This is a genomic window from Methanomicrobium antiquum, assembly GCF_029633915.1.
Classification (GTDB): domain Archaea; phylum Halobacteriota; class Methanomicrobia; order Methanomicrobiales; family Methanomicrobiaceae; genus Methanomicrobium; species Methanomicrobium antiquum.
Window position 1 is genome coordinate 293591 of record NZ_CP091092.1, and the last position, 19349, is coordinate 312939.

Consider the following 19349-nt stretch of genomic DNA (forward strand, 5'->3'; position numbering starts at 1 on the left):
GTCCATATGAAGATTTCAATCAGGTACTTGTTTGACAGGACAGTTAAAAATCAGTCATATTAGATTATTTATCTTGGAATTTACAAAATAATGTTTTTATTGCCGGGCAGAAAAGCGCCAGGCGCCGTTTGGAACAATTATCTCAAATCTTGCACCCTGCCCTTCTTTTCCTGTTTCTTTAATTGTAATTCCTGTTGTTGATAAAATTTCACGTGTTAAAAATAGTCCGAAGCCGGTATTTTTACCAACGCCTCTGTCAAATATTTTCTCTTTTTCAGACTCAGCTACACCTTCACCGTTGTCTTCCCAGATAATTTTAAGCTCACTGTCAGATATTATGCAGGTTGTATGGACTTCTGTTGCACTTACTCCATGCCGTATTGTATTATCCATTAAGTTTGCAAAGACCTTTTCAAGCATTGGATCTGCTTTTATGAGAATGTTTTCGCAGTTGTTATAGAGTTTTATTCTGTCATCCGCTGATTTATCTATCAGCTTTCTGATATTAAGCCAGACTGCTCTTTCAACCCCGAGATTTTCATATTCGCGGGTGAACTCAATCTGTCGCTGGATTTTTTGTACAGCAGTATCAATTTTATCCAGGTAATCAATCTGAACGGGATCTTTTGCATAATCCTTAGTAATCTCAAGTGCTCCTCTGACTATTGTTATGAGATTTAAAATATCATGCCTTGTAATGCCGGAGAGAATCTGAAGTTTTCTGTTTGCAAGACAAAGAGACTCTTCAGCGATTTTTCTGTCTGTTATATCTCTTGCAATTCCTTCAAATCCAAGAACTTCTCCTGATTCATTCTTAATAGGTACAATTCCGGATGTGTGCCAGTGCCATGAACCTTCTGCATCTTTTATTCTGTATTCAATTCCCTCCAGTCTTTCTCCGGATTTCAAGACCTTTTCTAAGAATTCCAGGCTTTTTGAAACGTCATCAGGATGGATATAATCCAGAAAAGATTTTCCTTTGGAATAACCCTGCGGGAAACCAAGCAGTGATGAAGCGGCCGGGGATACAAATGTAAATTCCCCTTCTTTTGTGAGTGTATACACAATGTCATGCAGGTTTTCTATAAGATTTCTGTATCGTTTTTCACTTTCCAGTAGAGTTTCTTCTGATTGTTTCCGGTCTGTTATGTCTATGAATGATGCAACACTTCGTCTGGATTTTGGAATTAGTTTTACATTATTTAGACAGTAATGAATTCTTCCATCTCTGTCTATAAAACGAAATTCATATGTTCCTGTGACCTGTTTTCCCTCATTATCAGGATTGCGGCGCTTTTTGTGATAATTAAGCATTAAATCGAGATCATCTTTTAAAACAAAATCCGTCCAGGACATTTTGTTTTCGATTTCTTCTTTTGAAAAACCTGAAAGTTCTTCAAATCCGGAGTTTGCCATTGAAATTGTTGTATCGTCCTCAATAATTATTGTTGCCGCACCTGTAGTTTCAAATATTGTTCTGTATAAGTTTTCTGACTCTTTTAGAATAATCTCTGCCCTTTTTCTGTCTGTTATATCTCTGATACATTCGATTGAACCAATTAATTTTTTGTCAGAATCATAAAGGGGTGATGCGGTAAACCAAAAATATGTGCCCATTCCTGTATTATATTCGGGTTTGAAGATTTCTGCAACCAGCTTGTCATCTTCCCATCTGATTTTTGAGTATTTACTGACTGCTTTTTCATCGTAGTTTATTACAAGATCAATTAAAATCGGAACTCTTTCATTGAAAAATACCAGGCCTGTTTCATAGTTGCCCTTTCCGATTATGTCTTTTTTATTAACGCCTGTCATTATTTCAGTTGCACGATTCCAGGCGATTACTTTTCCTTCTCTGTCAATTACAAATGTTGCATCCGGTAGAAATTCAATGATGTCGGAAAGCTCCTGTTTTGATTTTTGAAGCTCTTTTTCTTTTGATATCATCTCATTAAGGCTGTTTTGGAGCTCTTCTTCAGAGACAGTTAATTCCTCATATGCGGCATGAAGTTCTTCTGTTTTTCTGTACAGTTCCTGTTCTGTTTTTTCTTTTTCAGCAATTGTTCTTGCCTGCATAAAATTTTGATAGGCAGTTTTAGAAATCAGGTTTGCAACTGTATGCAGTATTTTGCCAACAGATAAGAACTCTTCATATGACATCGAAGGAACTTCATAGTAAGCTTTCATAAACTCTTCTTCATCAGCACCTATCTTCCTTGCATACTCACGCATTTTATCTTCACTTTGAGCTTCGTTTCTGATCTGTCCTGCAAGCCAGTTTGCGATGTGTTGTCCGTTTATGATTATGCTTACTCCTGCGTCCCACAGCCCTCCGCTCAGGCAAATCTGAACTGTCGGACCGTCAGGATTTGGTTTTCCAATTGCTGCATCTGATTTATGACAGTTTTGGCATCCGGTTTTTGTTTTTCTTATTATATCTTTGCACAGACGTGTGAATCTGCTTGGTTTTGTAACAGGTGTTCCGTCAGGAAGTGTGATTAGTGAAGCAACACCTGTCAATTCAGAAAATTCATCCTGAATTTTTTGTATTTCATCAGGGTCAAATAAATTTTCAAAAGAAAATTGTAATTCCTGTTCCGGCCGGGTAAGAGAGAACAGGCGTTGTTTTAAAATATCCTCAGCTTTTTTTCCTGATATTGACTTTTTTATTTTATGAGCAAGTTCAGCAAACTGTGATTTTGGATCGCCGCCTTTCTGGACATAAAAATCAGCTCCTTCGTTTAAGGCCTCAATTACTACCTCTTCCCTGCTCTTTCCCGTAAAAATCAAAAATGGCGTAGAATTATTAGTGTCTCGTAGATATTTTAAAAAATCAATCCCGCTCAATTCAGGCATCTGATAATCTGATACTATCGCATCAAAGGATTGTGTTGAGAGTATTTTTAGCGCTTCTTTTACGCTTTCTGCTGTTGTTACAGAAAAATTTCCTGTTCTTTCAAGAAACATTTTGCCAATATCAAGAAGAGCTGGTTCATCATCAACATAAAGAAGTGATATTTCAGGTAAATCCCACTCTTCAAATGGCATAATGTATATCCCCTTTTTCTTAAAAGGATATATAATCTTGTATCAGGATAATTTTTAATTTTATAAGGCGTTATAGAGGTATGAAAGGCAAAAATTTAGCATTAAAAAATAGCAGTGTTAAAAAAGAAACCATTTTCTTGTTTCCATCGGTTTATTTGTCTCAATCGTATTTTTCTGCATTTGAATTTGTGCAGGCTTTTAAGTACCAATAAATTATAAGCATAACCAAAGTCATTTCGATGAAAAATCCCACATACAGGATTAGTCCTGACCAGAATTGTGTTTTTAAATCCCCAAAAACCCGGTTTTTTGTAAATATATCAATAATAAATCCAATGAGAGGAAGTTTCGCTGTGAAAAAAGAACCATATAATCTCCCCTGCCATACTTCTCCTCCCAAAAACAAAGCAAAAATAAAAATTACATTTATCAATATTTTTTCTTATCAGAATTTCCTGAAATTCTTTACAGGTAGCAATGCAAATAGAAATGGTATGGATATATCGTGAGAGGTGTTTATGGTCTTTTAGGCCTGATATTAAAATATAATCATCTGGGGCTAAGTCTTGTGGGGTGCAATTTATGGAAATATCAGTAAAGTTTAAATTAATTTTTGTGGCTTTCATTATTATTTTGTCATCAATAGTTCCCTTCGTATCAGCAGGTGATCCAGTTATGTTTAGTGAAGGGGATTCATATGATTCATATGTATCCGGTAATTATATTGTATATACGGACTTTAAGGATGACCCTTTTGGAAGGGAGCCTGAATGGTACAGATACGGAATTGTCAGGGGAAAACCAAATTTTTTTAAAGATCTTCCAATAGGGAATACATATCTGTTCAATATATCCTCAAACACAACAACTCCGGTTTATAAAAGCGTATGCAGGAGCATTTCACCCTGGATAAAAGATGATACAGTATATTGGTATGAGAACAGACTATCTCCTGCGTATTTTGATTCAGATGATCCAAACCCTCTTGACATTTTTTTGTATTCTGTACCTATTGAGAGGATAAATTATCAGGCAGCAGAAAATTATTCCATGCTAAATCCTAATGTAACTCTCTCCCGGAAATCAGGATATAATTATTCAGAAAGAAAAAGACCCATGTTTTCTTCGGATTTAATTGAAGTTGTACATAGTAATGACAAAACATCTGATCTTTTTATGTATTATACAGACCCGGATATTGGCAATAAAACCCTGATTGCATCCGGCCCCTATCTGTGTTATGCAAGTCCGCAGCTTTATGGGGATAGAATTTTCTGGGAGGACTGCCGCAGCGGTTATTCACAGCTTTATGTATATTCACTTAAAACCGGTCGTGAATATCAGATAGCACCACAGTATTTCTCCCAGTATGACTGCTCGTTTGACGGCGATATTGTTGCATGGACAACATATGGCGGGGATTTATATTACACAAATATTTCAGGACTGATTGATGAGAAATCCTCTGAAAACAGCTATGAACCCGTATCCGGATCAGAAGAATCCGATATTGATACAGTTATTCTGATATTTGCAATTTCAACTGCAATTTTGATTATGGCGACTAAAAGAGGAGGATTATATTGAACAATTTCTGTCTCCTAAAAGGATTATTAACCTCTGTTGCATTATTAACTGCTATTCTTGCGGGATGCACAGGTATGATTCCTGATGATTCTGGTGTAAATATCATCAATAATTCAATAACAGAAGATAATTTAAGCGATTTGGATGAAAACAGGTTTTATCCCGGAAGTGATGAGAGAATTAGGTTATGTTCATGCATATGCAGGCTTTTAATTGTTGAGAATATTAGTGCCGGAGAAGGATATTCCATGATACAGAATTACAGCAATAAAAACGAGATTGTAATGAATCTTGAGCTTTATGGAAATGAACCACTTTCTTCTGAATATTTATCATTTGAAGATAATCCTCTGCTTTTAAGCGCCCTTGAAAAGAAGCATGGAGGTGTGGAATTAACACCTGAAGAGAATGATTATGCCCTTCTGCATTACAGCAATAAATATTTTGAATATTCGGGAAGTTATTACGTTGCAGTTGTCAGAGAAGGTTCGTGTTCAAATGACATCTGTTATCCAAAAGATTATAAAAATCTAAAATTTACTGCAGATGAAGTTTTATCACTTGCTCTTGCTGATAAAGATGTCAGATATTCAATAGGTGATTTGGACTATGAAGTCTCAGGAGTCTGCATTACTGAAAATAATGGTGAGTCTTTATATCAGGTGCAGATTCAGATGTATAAAGACGGTTATCCGCATGGAATGGTAATTCCATATTTAAATATGTCAGGCGGAGTTGTCATAAAAGGGTATAGTTATCCTCCACATATATTGCCGGAAGTAGCCGGATAATTTTGTATAATTATAACTTGTTCAAAACTTATTCTATTACAATATCATATTTAAAAAGAAGCCCTGAAACACCCTGCAATGAAAATAAGGCATTTTTCATCCTGTTTAGTTCAGGATCTATAATGTAATTTTCAGCTGTTCTAAAGTCCGCACCCTCCATATTATTTCTGATAAAAACAGTTCCTGACAGGCTGCAGTTCTTAAATTCAGCTTCTCTTAGATCTGATTCAGTAAACTGGGCTTCATTTAATGTGCAGTCATCAAACACAGATTTTACAAGACTGTTTTTAAAAAAAATAGCATAACTAAAGATGCATCCAATAAATCCGACATCAAAGAGAAAATCGCTGCAATAGCTGAAGTCAACCCCTGTTAACTTGCATTTATTAAATCTGACATTTTTTAAGCCTGTTCCGTTAAGTTTTGTAAGTCCCAAGTTGCAGTTTTCAAATTTGCAGTCAATAAAATCACAGTCTGACAAATCAGTCTCTGAAAAATTGCAGTTTAGAAATTCACATGAATCAAATTCATTTCCTGTAAATTCTGTCTGTGAATAATCACAGTTTTCAAAAATTATATTGTTCTGGGACTCGTTTATCATTGGTTCCTCTTTTTAGTAAATGCCATCTCCTGCTGTTAAAAAACCTTCCATCAAATATGTACCATTTTTAGAGCCTTTAAAGTCATTTTCAAACATTTCTTCATATAAATCCCACTGCCACCCAAGCACGTGCCATTCATTTGAGCCCCTGAGATAACAGGATATGCTTAAAGTATTGTCATAGTCAGCTTCGTATGAAAGATATATGGGAACTTCTATCTGTGACTTTGAATAAGCGTTGCTTTTCTTTATGGTGAATTCCTCTATTTCTGTCATGCTTAAAAAACTGTGTGGTCTGAACAGGGGTTCTGTATCAAATGGTTGTTTTGTATTGATCTCTAAATCATCTTTAGATAATACCTGTGAATTTCCATCTGCACAAGTTCAGGAGTTTTAGTTGAATAACTTTCTGAATAGATGATTGCAGGCACCGAAGGAAGCTCTGATTCGTTTTGACCGGGAAAAATTGCAATTGGTTCAATATGGCTTTTATAAACAGGAGTTATTTTTTCTGCTGATAAATTGAGCATAGGATAGTTGCTTTGAATCTCAATTTTTGCAGAGATATTATTCGTATCAAAATTTGTAAATGTAACTTCTGATATGTTTAAAAACGTCCTATAATCTCCTGAATCAAAATCCGGGGCAGATGGCAGCGGTATTAGCAGTGTTGCGTTATATATTGGTTCTGTTGTGGAAAGATAAAGATCACAGGAATAAACTGAATTCACATTGTCAGCTGCATAAATGCCAAGGATTCCTATTGCTATAAGAAGACTGATAAAAACCAGAACTGCCAGGATAAGTATTCCGACAATTATTTTTCCTGCAATATTTAAGATACTGACTATCTTAATCTGACATTACAATTCAGATAATATATTTGTTGTTTTTTAGTACCAGCAGATATCATAGTCTGTTTCGGATTTTACATCTGCTCCGGATACGGCAATGGTCCATTTGCCGTTGTCCATAAAATTACTTTCTGCTTTTAAAATAGTCATTCTGACTGCACTGTCATCTTTTTCATCGTCCATATCAGAAAAGTGCCAGAATGTTCCTGACGGACTTACAACCGACATTGATAATTCTGTATCATTATTATCCCACCGGAGTTCAAAAGATAGTTGTGAACTGCCTGAAGGAGTAAGTGAATACCAGTCAGTTTCACCATTTAATATTGTGCTGTAAAAACGAACCTTGGTTTCAGGAGGGGGGAGAGGAGTTGGTGCAGAACTGTTGTCATCTGCATTGCCGTGACTCAAAAAATCTCTCCCTTTATTTAAAAAATTATAGAGGTAAATGTCATGTCCTTTTCCCCAATTGTCGAGCCAGACAACATAATCTCCGGAAACCTTTGGGTAATCCTGTTTATGGTCTTTTGATATTTTCTCTGTTGTTCCGGTTTTTGTGTTGTGCAAATATACATTTCCTCCCCATGGCAGGTTAGAAGGATAAGGTCCAAAATCAAGCCATACAATATTATCTCCTGAAACATCCGGGCATAGCTGGGCAGATTCTGTAAAATCGACAGGTCTGGATTCTTTAGTATTAATATCATACATGAATGTTGTATAATACCCTTCATGCATTCCGGTCCAGACTATGGTGTCTTTGTCTATTACAGGTGAGTAATGAACGTCAGGAACATCTACAGAAAACTCTAGGGTATTTTTTTGGGTATTATCATAAAGGCGTAATTCCCGTTTATTTTCAATGATGTCTTCCCAGATATACACAATTTTTCCATTTGATATTGCCGGATGGGAGTATGAGTCATAAAATGTGTTTCTACGAAGAGCTGAGTATTCGCCCGTTTTTATGTCATACATCTTAAGAGTAGATCTCTTCTCATCAATATCCTCAACCCATACAATAATATCTCCGTCAATCACTGGTGAATGCTGAGGATTTTTGGTATATAAAAAGGTTATTTTGCCATCAGACTCGTCATAAAGATAGACTGCACGATTATCAGACCATACATAACTGTCACCTGAGAAGTCAAGACTGAATTTACCTGAAGGATCAGCAATTACAATTTCCTGCATACCTGTTGAGATATTGTATTTGTGAATTGAACTTGCAAGCATGTTGTTTTCATCCTGTTCATATTCTATCCAGGCAACAACATTGTCCTTAAAGGCGATTGCATCATATCTTGCCGCATCACCCTTGGCAATAAATTCGGCATCTGGTATATCCTGCGCAAAACATGGCGTAGCAATTAATGAAACTGCCAGAAAAAGGGGCAATAAATATAATTTCATTTTTTATTCTCCCTTTTTTTAATTGCAAAGCCAAGTACCCCTGTAATCAGGGCTGTTTCAAGTATCAAAAGGCCTGTGCTTGGCGGGCTTTGATTTACAGGGGCTGATACGTCCGTTTTTATTGTGTCTTCTTCTTGAGATCCGGCATCTTCCAAAAGGCTTTTTGTTTCGTCATCAACCATATATGATTTTACCAAAAGGCTGTCATCTGCTGTATTTGCAGAATATGCCTCATCGTAAACTGAAAATGTATTGAAAGCAGATGCATCTGCATCAGCAGCCTCTACTGTGATTAAGTATTCGCCAGGGGCAAGTTCGTCTGTAAAAATCTCCTTTTTCCATGCATAATAATCACCGCCGCTTTCAACCTTTGTATCTTCAATAATCTGATCCTTAAAGAACGGCTCATCTGGAGCTGTGGGCTCAATTGAAATAATAAGCCTTGTATTTTCTCCAAGATTTGTTGTTCCTGAAAGTTTCAGGGATGTGCCGGTTGTAATATCCGGGAATGTTTTAGTGTCAAACCGTATCCACGGGACTTCTGCAAGGAGCATTATTTTCATATACGGGTTTTTGGCCTCTTTTTTTGCCAGTTCTATTTCAAATTCTGTATTTGTGTCGGGAAAATATCCGCTGTTTATAAATTCAGAATCACCTCCGACAATGTATGTATAATATTTGCCGGAGAAGAGTTTGTGCGATTTTGTTTTGTCAAGGATGACACCGTCACCTAAAATATCTCCGTTTTCATCTGTCTGAAATTTAACAAACCGGTTTTTATCAACGACCCCCATACTTTCCTTATAGAACCACACACCTATTTCTGAATCAGGCGCTCCTGTTCCTGAAAGATAAAGCGGCTGATCCTTTGCAAGAGTTCCTCCATATATTGAGACTGGGGATAATTCCAGATCCATATCAAAACTGGGAGATACATACCGTTCTTTTGCAAAGTAATCTGAATTTTCTGAAGCATTTCCTGCCAAAACAGGTGATGCTGAAAAAATAAAGAGTATTAATACTGCGATAGCAATAATCTGAAGTGAGCAGCTTTTTTTGAAGACCGGTTTTTTGTTATCTTTATTTATGTAGTATTTTTTGATTGTTTGTATAATTTGCAGATGGATTTCACTGTAATACTTTGGTTCTTTGTATACTGAAAGTGCCATATTTACAGCCCTCCTGTCATAATCAGTGATATTGATGGCAAGATGTTTTCTTTTAGACCAGAAAATGTTGTTTTTGGGATTTCATTGCATGTTAATATTCTAATATAATCCTGTGCAAAATCGTAGCTATGATCAGCTGAATAATCCTTAATGTTTTGAATCTGTGTTTTATCTTTCAGGCTTTTAGTACTTTTATCGACATCGTAAGTAATCTTTGATAACACATCTTTTGATGAATCTGAAACGCTGTAAACCTGATTATAAGTATTCACTGTTATGCTGTCCTGACCAAGACCTTCAGGACTCTCAATTGATATTGTATATTCTCCGGGTCCGAGAAGAGATGTATCAATCACAGATTCCCATCTGTTTTTGTTATTGTATGGGAATACTTCTGTTTGAAGAACAATTATTCCCTGGTATGAATCATAATCAACAGCTGATGAGCTTACAACAATTTCAAGAATTGCGCCTGATTTAAGATTCGTTTTTCCGTCAATTTTAAGTTGTGTGCCAATTTGAATTTCTTTTGGAATGTTATTAGTAATTGAAATTTCAGGCTCTTCTGCAAAGAAAGTAAATTTCTGGTACTGCAGATCTCTGTCCTGCAATATTGCATTTTCAAGCTCAGTATAAGTTGAAGGAATTATTTCTTTGTCTGTATATTCAAAATCTCCGGAGACTGTATATACACAGTATCTGCCTGATGGCATATTGTATGAGTTAAAGGCCGACAATATCTCTCCGTTGCCCATAATTTCCCCATTGCAGTCTGTAGAAAGGGCTTTGAAATGTGCCTCTTTGTTTTCGTCAGTTTCCTGGTATATCCAGACTCCTGTTTTTGTGCCTGAAAGTCCTGTACCGGCAAGATAAAGTGGCTGGCCTTTAGCAAAAATACCTCCTGTTGCATCCGGTTCAGGACTCAGTTTGAAATTCTGGCGGAGATTTTTGTATCCGCTGTTGCAGAAGTCAGGCGGGACCGGCTCATCTTTGGGCTCCATCCCGGCCGGATAAATATGAATTATCTTTGAATATGCCTTGTCAGAGTTGCTCTCCTCCCATATTGTCAGATTCCAGTCTCCGGGGATAAAATTTCCCAGAGATATTTTAGTATAATGTGCAAATGTACTGCCGCCACTAGTGCTACCGCTTCCTGTGCTTACCTTTCCACTTATTTTGCCTCTGTGAGGATATGGAGTGTCAAGGGTAAAATTATAACTTATAAATGATCCTTCCGAGTAGGATGATTTATAAAAAATTTCCAGTGTGTCGTTTTGTGATAATTCATCCGGTATGGGGCGCATCAAGGTTATTTTATCATCCGCTGATGCCGGAAAACCACAAATCAGCAGACACACTGATATCAAAAGAATGCTTGTTATCCATATTTTTATTCTGTTCATTTTCTCAATCTCTTTTTTATTTTTTTTGCAAAGCATTCTTTTGAGTCACCTATGTAAGTGATTTCTGTGAGATTGTTCGTCGTGAATATATTTGTCTGTGCAAAATACCTGTTTGCCTGACAGATTGGTAGTCTTTATTTCAAACAGAAAATTAATTTATGCATATAAATGAATTCTGATTTTGAGTTGATTTATCTTATCCTGTGGTGTTTTTTTGGTTTTTTTCACAGGATTATTTTTCATCAGGTGAATTTTCTGTATTTATGGAGAGCTTTCTCACAGAAATCACTTATTATATTATGAGAATATTTTTTAAAAAAAGGAGGTGCAGATAAAGGCGGGGGAAATTAAAATGATGATTTTAAAAAAAGTCCTGATCTGGAAATATATGAGAGATTGTCCATAAAAACGTCCATGATAATTTTTTTCATGCAACAGTTTCATGTAAGTTACAGAGTAACTTTCATGTAAAGGCCCCATGATGAGCGTTTTTCATCACACAAAAAGTGATGAAAGTTTATCAGGAATTTTGACTTTCATAGCAAACGTACATGATGAGCTTTTTTCATCACACAAAAAGTGATGATAAGTCTATCAGGGATTTTGACTTTCATAGCAAATCTTACAGTCAGGCAATTGACCAGAAAGAATCAAAAATAATACTGAATTCAATGTGACATTTCCGGTTTCACAACCGGATTTTTAGAAATTTAAAAAAGACATAATAAAATATAAAATCATAAATCACCAGAAAAATATTGCCAATCCAGTAAAACCATCTGAAATTAGCACAACCAGATAAAAATTAGCACAACCAGATAAAAATTAGCACAACCAGATAAAAATTAGCACAACCAGATAAAAATTAGCACAACCAGATAAAATTAAAGAGGCATGTATGAAAACAACAGTTTTCATGCCAGGTCCTGATGAAAAAGGTGAATATCATTTCACATGCAAAATATTCTCAATACTTTTTTCTAACTGGTTTAGCAAATTAAAAAAATAACAAAAAGGATTTTTAACCAATAATAAGATTAAAAAACAAAATGTTTCAATTTTTCTCACAGAATTCTTATATAAAATAAATAAAAACATTAAAACTAACGGAGGAAATATTCTGACAATATGTAGATATTCTCTAATAATTACAGCAATAATTATCGCATTTTTGATGTTTGTTTATCCTGTATGCGCAAATCCGTTTTCATATTCTGTAAACGGGTGGGATGAGGCACCTCCTGTAAGTGAACCAAAAGCACCTGTTCCTGCTGAATTCCTGGAAATTCCTCCTCTGGCAATTCTGTTTGTTTCACTTGCGCTGATATCCCCTGCATTTTTATTGGCGGCTGAAATATTTTTTGCCGGTTTTGGGCTGACAGCTCTTAATTTTCGGAGAATTGATAAAAAGAGTATTCTTAACAACAATTTTCGAAATGAAATATATGTCTATATTGTTCAGAATCCTGGAGCGTACTTTACAGAAATCGAAAATGCATTGCAGATAAACAGAGGGACTCTTAACTACCATATCAGAATACTTAAACAGGAGCATTTAATTGTATCTTTATTAAAAAATGGCAGGAATTTTTATTTTGAAAATTCCGGTTGCTACACACATTCTGAGATGGTAATAATTGTCAGTCTTAAAAGCGAAACCAGTTACACAATCTGTGAATATCTTTTAAAGACTCCCGGTGCATCCAGAAATGATATCGCGGAGAAAGTGCAAACAACGTGTTCTACGGTTTCATGGCACATGGGAAGATTATCTGTTGCAGGAGTGCTTCTTTCAACAAAATGCGGTCGTGTTGCCAGTTACCGTCTTTCACCGTCTGCTGTAAAAATGATGGATAAATTAACTACTGAAAGTTTCTCTGCATATGCAAACGATATGTATGCCTGCCGGCAGACTGTATGCCAGTATGATTTGGGCAGGGCTAAAAGCTCTTCAAAATAAATTATTTAATAATTTAAGATGGGATAAAGTCTATTATAAAGATGTAAAATGCAAAAACATGATAAAAGGCTGAAATTCAAAATTTTTGGAAGGCTTGTTGAAAAACAGTAATCAAAGGATTTTTTATTAAACCCCTGATTAGTTTTTAATATCCCCTACCTCATAAGTGATAATATCCTCTTTATCTTCCGGCGTTTAATCCGAATTTTCATCTGGAAACAGGGCTGAATGATCGTAAAAAATCGGACAACCCGATGTCAAAGAGAATTGTTTTTATAAGTCAAACAACATATCTAATAGAGCACTACGGTGATAATAAAGGGGCTTGTGGTCTAGCTGGTTATGACGTCGCCTTGACACGGCGGAGGTCTTGAGTTCAAATCTCAACGAGCCCACTATTCTGATTAATTTAATATATTTAAGTAAGTTGTTTGTTTTTTAGTTGCTGATTTTTGCGCAGCCGGATATGTTCTTTATAATCTGGCCTTTTTTTTCACCTCTCTGCAGAGAAATAACAAAAAAGACTAATGCCTGAATAGTTCTAAAGATATAATGAAGATAAGAGCAGATATATCTGAATATAATTTGAATACCGATATTCTGTTCTTAAGTGAGGACTCGTATGAGAATACTTTTAGTAGTATGCGGAGAAGGGCTGGGTCATGCCTCCCGCTCAACCAAACTTGCACGTTACCTTGAAAGATTTGGTCATGTATGTCTTTTCGCATCATATGGTAAGGCATATGAGTTCATAAAAAATCAGGGCATATTCAGCGTGACTGAAACATACAGGGAAGTCATGCTTGAGGGTGACGGAGGTTATTTCAGCCTTTCCAGGACGATGTGGTCATCAAAGGGAATAATGGTCGCTCTTGCAAGATCACTTAAACATATCAGAAGTCTGATTGTTGAAAATTCAATTGACCTGGTAATTTCAGATACAATGTATGCCGCAGTTTCTGCCGCAAAAATACAGGGTGTCTCTTCTCTTTTTATTACAAACCAGAACAAATTTGCGTCTGCAAGTGATCAGAATTCAAAGCACTGGAATATTTTAAGCAGTGTTGTTGAAAAATATCTCTCACTTCCTGATAATGTTTTAGTACCTGATTTTTCTCCTCCTAATACTGTAAGCGGATACAATCTTGATATAAAGCATGAAGACAGGGACAGATACAAATTTATTGGCCCGATAATGGATGTAAACCCGGCAGAGTATAATTTTGTATCAGAAACAATCTTTGCAAGCTTTGGAGGTGAGCCTTTTAAGCTTCCTATGTATGAGATGCTAAAAGAAATTGCTGACGAAAGGCCGTTTCAAAAGTTTGAGGTTTTTTCAACAACATCAGGCCTTCCTTCAGAGACAAAAAACTTCAAACCACACGGATATGTGCCTGATATATTAAATCACATGGCAAACTCAAGGCTCACTATAATGCACGGCGGTCTTACATCTCTTCATGAATCATTAATCTTCAACAAACCATGCGTTATGATAATTGATCCATATCATCCGGAACAGTGGAACAACGGGCGTAAAATTGAGGAAATCGGCGCCGGTATCATGATTCCGGGTGACCGGGTGACAAAAAAACGCTTAAGCGATGCAATAGACGAAGCACTGACATTAAAGCCTCCTAACATGACACCTCTTTTTAAGGAAGAGGATGGAAGGCTCAATGCCCTTAAATTAATTGAAGAAATTGGACAAAAAAGGGCCTGATAAAGACCTGAAAACCTCCCTAAATATATAACTTTTAATTTTTCTATGGAAGGCTTTTTGCTTACAATAACAAAAATTGAATTGCAGGTTTTAATTATGCAAAGTACAGCTAAAGTTTTAGGTCTTATTATCGCAGGACTTGTGGTATTTATATTCGCATTCATGACAATCGCCGGATTTTTATATCCTGCCGGATTTACTGTTCTTGGAATTGTCCCGGACAGCACTTACAGTTATGATGTCGGAATAAAGGCATCATCAGAGATATCAAATCTAACTTTATTTTTACCGATTCCGTCATATAAGGAGGATTCTCTTGTTGGTGTAAGTATTATTGACAAAAACGGGTACGGGCCTGAGAACCTGAAATATGAATTGTTTGGTGCAAAAGAAAGCATGATGCTTAAAGTTTCAGCGGAAACGCTTGAAAATGCAATTTTTGGCGGAGTTGCGGGGGCAGGCAGCCTTATTGATACAAGAGAGCCTCTTAAAAATTCAGCGATACTTTCACCTGTAAACAGTATTTCAACGGGAATGGACAGTGCAGTATATGATACTTACATCTATGCAAAATATGATGCCCGGGAAGATGCCATTGTTGAGATAATAATTTCTGCTAAGGGTGAGAATAAATGGTCTTTTCTGACATCGAAAAGCAACAGCTATACAAATACAGTTAAGCTCATGCTGAAGGGTCCGCAGTCAGGCTGGCAGACTGCCGGTGCTGATCTCAAATACAGTATTGGTGATTATACAATAACACTGTGATAAGCTCTAGGAAGGAATCAGATAAAATATTTTTTTAATATAGCTTAAGAATGCAAAAATAACAGTAAATTCAAACAGACGATTATTATTTTAAAAAGAGGGCTTGAAATGAACAGGGCAAATTTATGTGTTGAGTGCAAAGGAAGAGGTTTTTGCGGTCTTAAAAGGTGCCCTGTTATAAGCCGCTTTTATGCCAAAACCAAAACAAAGCCGGTTGACAGCTATATGGGAGAAAGTCCGTCTGTTTTTGTTGGAAGCTATAATTATCCGAATATGTCAGGCGGACCTTTGATGATAAGTGAAAACGACAATCCTGAAGACTGGATAAAGAGTAATTACTCAATTGATGATATTGTATCTCTTCGGTCAAGGACTATCAGAGGCGCAAAAATTCTTTCCAAAAAAGCAGATTCTGTTCAGGAGATTGCATTATCCCAAAAGCCGGTTGATGTTGAGGTATCATTTCAAAAACCTGTAAATTTTTCTCTCCGGTTTGACGGAACACTTGCACCTGTCGGACTTTCGGGGGACATCAAAAAGATGGATGTTTTGGATAACGCTTTTGTTCCAAGAATTGTTGATAAAATTACATCTGATACAGATCTTTGTGCAACAGAGGGGATGTTTGAGCTTTACAGGGGTGGAATTGACGTTCATCACATACAAAATGTTCTTTCTGCAGGTCTCATAGGAACTGAAAAGAAAAGAAGATATGTTCCGACAAAATGGGGAATTACAGCAATTGACGACACAATTTCAAACCTTCTTAAAAAAGAGGTTTCAAAGTACCCTCACATCTCTGATGTTATGGTTTTTTCAGGAATTCTTCATGCAAACCAGATTATATGTATGATGATTCCCGGAAGCTACAAATACGAGATGATTGAGATGTGGGAGAAGAACAGTCTCTGGTCAGGAGATTGTGATGTAATTGTTGCAGATGGTGAGAGTGAGAAGAGAAAATCCAAGTATTCACCAATATCCGGTGCATACTACTCCGCAAGGCTTGGAGTTTTGGAGTACCTGCATGGAATCCGCCGTTCAGCCAGGATAATTCTTGTAAGAAGAGTGACCAAAGATTACTGGGCGCCTTTAGGTACATGGGTGATAAGAGAGGCAACCCGTCTTGCAATGAAAAATCCGCATGTTAAATTTGAAAATGCAGACGAGGCCTGTGCATATGTTACAAAACTTCTTGGAAGTGACAACTGGCTCTCGCACGGAGCTCTTCTAAACGAAATAAAGACACAAAAAACCATTTTCGACTTTTAATAATCTTTGATAATGATAATTTCCACTATATAAATTTCGACTGTAAATAAAAAATTCCAACTCTAATATTAAAAAAATTGATTTTACATGAAAGTTACTTCGTAACTTACATGAAACCGTGCATGAAATATAATTTCATGGACGTTTTTTTGTAAGCTTCTTCTTCAGCTTCTTCTAATAAAAAAAGCTGTTCCAAGTGCGGCAAAAAGAGCTGTAACAAAACCAAAACCCGGTGTGGCCTCTGTTGCAGACGGTGATGGCTGTTTTGTCTCTTCAGCTGTCGGCAACACACCTGGTGAGATGTGGATTTCATAGACAGAAACTGCCTGAGGACCTGTCATTTTTCCAAAAGAGCCTGTTGATTTGCAGATGTCTGACGGAGATTCACCTTTTATAAATTTAACAGAGATGTCAAAGTCTTTTGGATTTTGTGTAGTGTATTCATAAGATTCTCCCGGAAGAAGGCCAGAATTTGTCAGTGTTTCTCCTGACCTGATAACAGTTACATCTGCCGAACTTGCAGTGCATACCGTTCCGAGACATTCTGCACAGTTTGGAACCGGGCTTGTTTTAAGGATATAATCCCCTGCAAGCGGTTTGAATACTTCTCTTTCAGGATCGCCTGTTAAATCTGTAACTTTTGCTTTTCCTGATAGTTCTGTAATCTTTGCAATGCCAAGATATGTTCCTCCGCTACCACCAAGGATAATGAATCTTACAGGATCTCCGACACTGAATGTATCAAAAGCGGAGATGTCAGGAACAACGCCTGTAACATTGCCTGCATCAGACGCTATCCACTCGGAAAGAGGAGTTGAGCCCGAATAAGATGTTGCAAACTGATACTCTGAATAAACAGTGATTGTTTTTTCTGAAACGTTAATATCAGAGATCTTTCCCATACCATTAGCCTCTAATATTACTGCGCCTGCCGGCGAAAAAATAAATAAAAGAGCTGTAAAAAAAATTGCCGCCGGAAATAAATTATTTCTCATGTCCATGGATATTACTCCTGAATAGAAAGAAGATGATGATTGTATATAAAAGCGCTTATTTGCTATAAAAGTTGAGATTCCTGATAAACTTATCAGGTTTTTTGTTATCAGGAAGACTGGTTTTTGAACCTTTCTTCAATTGAAGATATAGTCTCAATTTCATCTATTCTTTTGTCATCACGAAGCCTGATGAATCTTGGGAATCGAAGGGCATAGCCTGCCTTGTATGTAGGGCTTTTTTGAATCTCGGCATATCCCACTTCAAATACTAACTCCGGTTCAAAAGAAACTGTGTTTTTCGCCTCTAATATGACCGAGTCTTTTAAAAGACTGTATAATACTGAGAGCATCTCATCTGAAATTCCCGTTGCAACCTTTGAGACAGGAAGTAATGTGCCGGTCTCATCCTGACATGCAAGAAGAAACGATCCAAACATCTTAGCTCTTTTTCCTTCTCCCCATTCGGCACCGATTACTGCTAAGTCTATTGTATCAACAGCGGGTTTTATCTTAATCCATTCCTTTCCGCGAACACCCGGAGTGTAATGTGCAGTTAAAGACTTAACCATTATTCCTTCATGCCCGTCTTCTAATGCCTTTTTGTAGAATGATTCAATATAATCAATATCGTCTGAGACAATCTGCGGTGCAACATAGCTTTCAATTGACTCTTCGAGGATTTCTCTTCTTTTTGAGAAGGGTTCATCTATCAGTGTTTCATTATCAATTGAAATAATGTCAAATATGTTTGGAACAAGCTTTATGCTTTCAACATGGCTTGCAATATCATGCTTCCTGCGAAATCTTCTTAAAACGTACTGAAACGGAAGTGGTCTTTCACCGTCAACTGCAATTACTTCTCCGTCAAGAATTATGTCGTGTTCTGATGCGTTAATTAGCATTTCAGCAACATCCGGGATTGCATTGGTTACATCCTCAAGTTTTCTTGAGTAAATCCTGCACTCATTTCCCTTTTTGTGAAACTGAAATCTTGTTCCGTCATATTTGTATTCTGCGGCAATATGTCCGTTTTCTGCGATCATATCTGCAATTGTGCCCTGTTTTGCAAGCATCATTTTGACAGGCCGGAAGAGTTCTACTTTGACCTTCCACAAAGCCACCTCGCCTTTTCCTGCAAGAACTGCAACGTTTCCCAGATCATTTGATGCCTGATATGCGTGTTCTACCGCATTTGAAGAAACTGAAAAAGCTTTTGCAATTGCATCTCTTATGTTTCCCTCACCAACTCCGATTCGAAGCTCTCCTAATATTAGTCTTGATATATACCTTGCCTCTTTTGGATTTGCATTTGAAAACAATCTCTTTAAGACTTTGAGCTTCTCTTTTTGCGAGCTGTTTCCCAAAACCCCTGATATGTAGTGAAAGTCTCTGAAGACTTCCAAAAGATCCAAAGACTCGGAGAAAAATGATGTCTGTTCTTTCTTTGCAAGAAGGTTTTCAATTGCCCGTCCTGCGTCACCACCGGAGTTAATTTTTTTAATAACGGCGTCTCTGTTTCGCCCGACAACATATGCGACCGCCTCATAAACAAGATTAGGCCCGATTCCAATCTTTTCCGGACTATAATCCGGGAAAATTCTGCCCATTAAAAATCTGACAAAAACAGGCAGTTCCTCCACGCTTAAGCCGGGAAGCACTCCTGCGATTATGTCTATTGAGTCAAGCCTTCCTGATGTCTCCTCTATGTTTTCACAGATCTCTGAAAATTCGTTAAAAAGCATTTATATCCTCATTTTATGGT

16 protein-coding genes and 1 tRNA gene are annotated in these 19349 nt (G+C 36.8%); 7 read left to right on the forward strand and 10 right to left on the reverse strand.

Going from position 1 to position 19349, the window contains the following annotated elements; genetic code table 11:
• Nucleotides 1-96: 96 nt before the first annotated feature.
• Both L1994_RS01395 and L1994_RS01400 read right to left on the reverse strand, forming a co-directional pair.
• Nucleotides 97-3048 carry a PAS domain S-box protein gene (locus tag L1994_RS01395; RefSeq protein ID WP_278099916.1) on the reverse strand — a complete coding sequence of 984 codons (2952 nt, stop codon included), beginning with the start codon at nucleotides 3046-3048 and terminating at the stop codon, nucleotides 97-99.
• Nucleotides 3049-3208: 160 nt separating this feature from the next.
• A complete protein-coding gene (locus tag L1994_RS01400) occupies nucleotides 3209-3448 on the reverse strand; it encodes a hypothetical protein (RefSeq protein ID WP_278099917.1) in 240 nt (79 codons plus the stop codon).
• 182 nt (nucleotides 3449-3630) lie between these two features.
• Here L1994_RS01400 and L1994_RS01405 point away from each other — a divergent pair, with 182 nt between their 5' ends.
• Together L1994_RS01405 and L1994_RS01410 are read left to right on the forward strand one after the other, a co-directional pair.
• Nucleotides 3631-4635 (forward strand): TolB family protein, encoded by a 1005-nt coding sequence (locus L1994_RS01405; RefSeq protein WP_278099918.1) that lies wholly within the window; start codon nucleotides 3631-3633, stop codon nucleotides 4633-4635.
• Complete coding sequence (locus L1994_RS01410) at nucleotides 4632-5426, forward strand: hypothetical protein (protein WP_278099919.1); 795 nt, start codon at nucleotides 4632-4634, stop codon at nucleotides 5424-5426. Before L1994_RS01405 ends, L1994_RS01410 begins: the two co-directional genes overlap by 4 nt.
• Nucleotides 5427-5454: 28 nt before the next feature.
• On the opposite strand, the gene L1994_RS01415 is transcribed toward L1994_RS01410, so the two are convergent.
• The 6 genes from L1994_RS01415 to L1994_RS01440 form a co-directional block, all read right to left on the reverse strand.
• Nucleotides 5455-6027, reverse strand: a complete 573-nt coding sequence (locus tag L1994_RS01415) for a pentapeptide repeat-containing protein (RefSeq protein WP_278099920.1) — start codon at nucleotides 6025-6027, stop codon at nucleotides 5455-5457.
• Nucleotides 6028-6039: 12 nt separating this feature from the next.
• Nucleotides 6040-6303 carry a hypothetical protein gene (locus tag L1994_RS01420; protein ID WP_278099921.1) on the reverse strand — a complete coding sequence of 88 codons (264 nt, stop codon included), beginning with the start codon at nucleotides 6301-6303 and terminating at the stop codon, nucleotides 6040-6042.
• A 62-nt stretch (nucleotides 6304-6365) separates the two neighbouring features.
• Entirely contained in the window at nucleotides 6366-6758 is a 393-nt protein-coding gene (locus L1994_RS01425; protein ID WP_278099922.1) for a hypothetical protein, read from the reverse strand.
• Between the two features lie 162 nt (nucleotides 6759-6920).
• Entirely contained in the window at nucleotides 6921-8297 is a 1377-nt protein-coding gene (locus L1994_RS01430; protein ID WP_278099923.1) for a TolB-like translocation protein, read from the reverse strand.
• On the reverse strand, nucleotides 8294-9466 hold the full coding sequence (locus L1994_RS01435; RefSeq protein WP_278099924.1) for a hypothetical protein: 1173 nt from the start codon (nucleotides 9464-9466) through the stop codon (nucleotides 8294-8296). Before L1994_RS01435 ends, L1994_RS01430 begins: the two co-directional genes overlap by 4 nt.
• Nucleotides 9467-9468: 2 nt before the next feature.
• Nucleotides 9469-10905: a hypothetical protein gene (locus tag L1994_RS01440; protein WP_278099925.1), complete on the reverse strand. Its 1437-nt coding sequence runs from the start codon at nucleotides 10903-10905 to the stop codon at nucleotides 9469-9471.
• Nucleotides 10906-12043: 1138 nt separating this feature from the next.
• On the opposite strand from L1994_RS01440, the gene L1994_RS01445 reads away from it, so the two are divergent.
• From L1994_RS01445 to L1994_RS01465, 5 genes are all read left to right on the forward strand, one after another.
• Nucleotides 12044-12829 (forward strand): winged helix-turn-helix transcriptional regulator, encoded by a 786-nt coding sequence (locus L1994_RS01445; RefSeq protein WP_422656666.1) that lies wholly within the window; start codon nucleotides 12044-12046, stop codon nucleotides 12827-12829.
• A 321-nt stretch (nucleotides 12830-13150) separates the two neighbouring features.
• Nucleotides 13151-13224 (forward strand) — tRNA-Val (locus tag L1994_RS01450).
• Nucleotides 13225-13451: 227 nt separating this feature from the next.
• On the forward strand, nucleotides 13452-14552 hold the full coding sequence (locus L1994_RS01455) for a glycosyltransferase (protein WP_278099927.1): 1101 nt from the start codon (nucleotides 13452-13454) through the stop codon (nucleotides 14550-14552).
• Between the two features lie 96 nt (nucleotides 14553-14648).
• A complete protein-coding gene (locus L1994_RS01460) occupies nucleotides 14649-15320 on the forward strand; it encodes a hypothetical protein (protein ID WP_278099928.1) in 672 nt (223 codons plus the stop codon).
• A gap of 108 nt (nucleotides 15321-15428) precedes the next feature.
• Nucleotides 15429-16592: a hypothetical protein gene (locus tag L1994_RS01465; RefSeq protein WP_278099929.1), complete on the forward strand. Its 1164-nt coding sequence runs from the start codon at nucleotides 15429-15431 to the stop codon at nucleotides 16590-16592.
• A gap of 164 nt (nucleotides 16593-16756) precedes the next feature.
• Here the strand turns inward: L1994_RS01465 and L1994_RS01470 are convergent, their stop codons facing one another.
• Nucleotides 16757-17593, reverse strand: a complete 837-nt coding sequence (locus L1994_RS01470) for a hypothetical protein (protein ID WP_278099930.1) — start codon at nucleotides 17591-17593, stop codon at nucleotides 16757-16759.
• Between the two features lie 101 nt (nucleotides 17594-17694).
• A complete protein-coding gene (locus L1994_RS01475) occupies nucleotides 17695-19329 on the reverse strand; it encodes an ATP-dependent DNA ligase (RefSeq protein WP_278099931.1) in 1635 nt (544 codons plus the stop codon).
• Between the last annotated feature and the right edge of the window lie 20 nt (nucleotides 19330-19349).

Excerpts from the sequence above, each read along its gene's own strand:
- L1994_RS01435 (WP_278099924.1), bottom strand. The coding sequence starts at position 9,466 with ATGGCACTTTCAGTATACAAAGAACCAAAGTATTACAGTGAAATCCAT.
- L1994_RS01445 (WP_422656666.1), top strand. The coding sequence starts at position 12,044 with ATGTTTGTTTATCCTGTATGCGCAAATCCGTTTTCATATTCTGTAAAC.
- L1994_RS01415 (WP_278099920.1), bottom strand. The coding sequence starts at position 6,027 with ATGATAAACGAGTCCCAGAACAATATAATTTTTGAAAACTGTGATTAT.
- L1994_RS01460 (WP_278099928.1), top strand. The coding sequence starts at position 14,649 with ATGCAAAGTACAGCTAAAGTTTTAGGTCTTATTATCGCAGGACTTGTG.
- L1994_RS01475 (WP_278099931.1), bottom strand. The coding sequence starts at position 19,329 with ATGCTTTTTAACGAATTTTCAGAGATCTGTGAAAACATAGAGGAGACA.
- L1994_RS01420 (WP_278099921.1), bottom strand. The coding sequence starts at position 6,303 with ATGACAGAAATAGAGGAATTCACCATAAAGAAAAGCAACGCTTATTCA.
- L1994_RS01455 (WP_278099927.1), top strand. The coding sequence starts at position 13,452 with ATGAGAATACTTTTAGTAGTATGCGGAGAAGGGCTGGGTCATGCCTCC.
- L1994_RS01440 (WP_278099925.1), bottom strand. The coding sequence starts at position 10,905 with ATGCTTTGCAAAAAAAATAAAAAAGAGATTGAGAAAATGAACAGAATA.
- L1994_RS01395 (WP_278099916.1), bottom strand. The coding sequence starts at position 3,048 with ATGCCATTTGAAGAGTGGGATTTACCTGAAATATCACTTCTTTATGTT.
- L1994_RS01430 (WP_278099923.1), bottom strand. The coding sequence starts at position 8,297 with ATGAAATTATATTTATTGCCCCTTTTTCTGGCAGTTTCATTAATTGCT.
- L1994_RS01470 (WP_278099930.1), bottom strand. The coding sequence starts at position 17,593 with ATGGACATGAGAAATAATTTATTTCCGGCGGCAATTTTTTTTACAGCT.
- L1994_RS01465 (WP_278099929.1), top strand. The coding sequence starts at position 15,429 with ATGAACAGGGCAAATTTATGTGTTGAGTGCAAAGGAAGAGGTTTTTGC.
- L1994_RS01405 (WP_278099918.1), top strand. The coding sequence starts at position 3,631 with ATGGAAATATCAGTAAAGTTTAAATTAATTTTTGTGGCTTTCATTATT.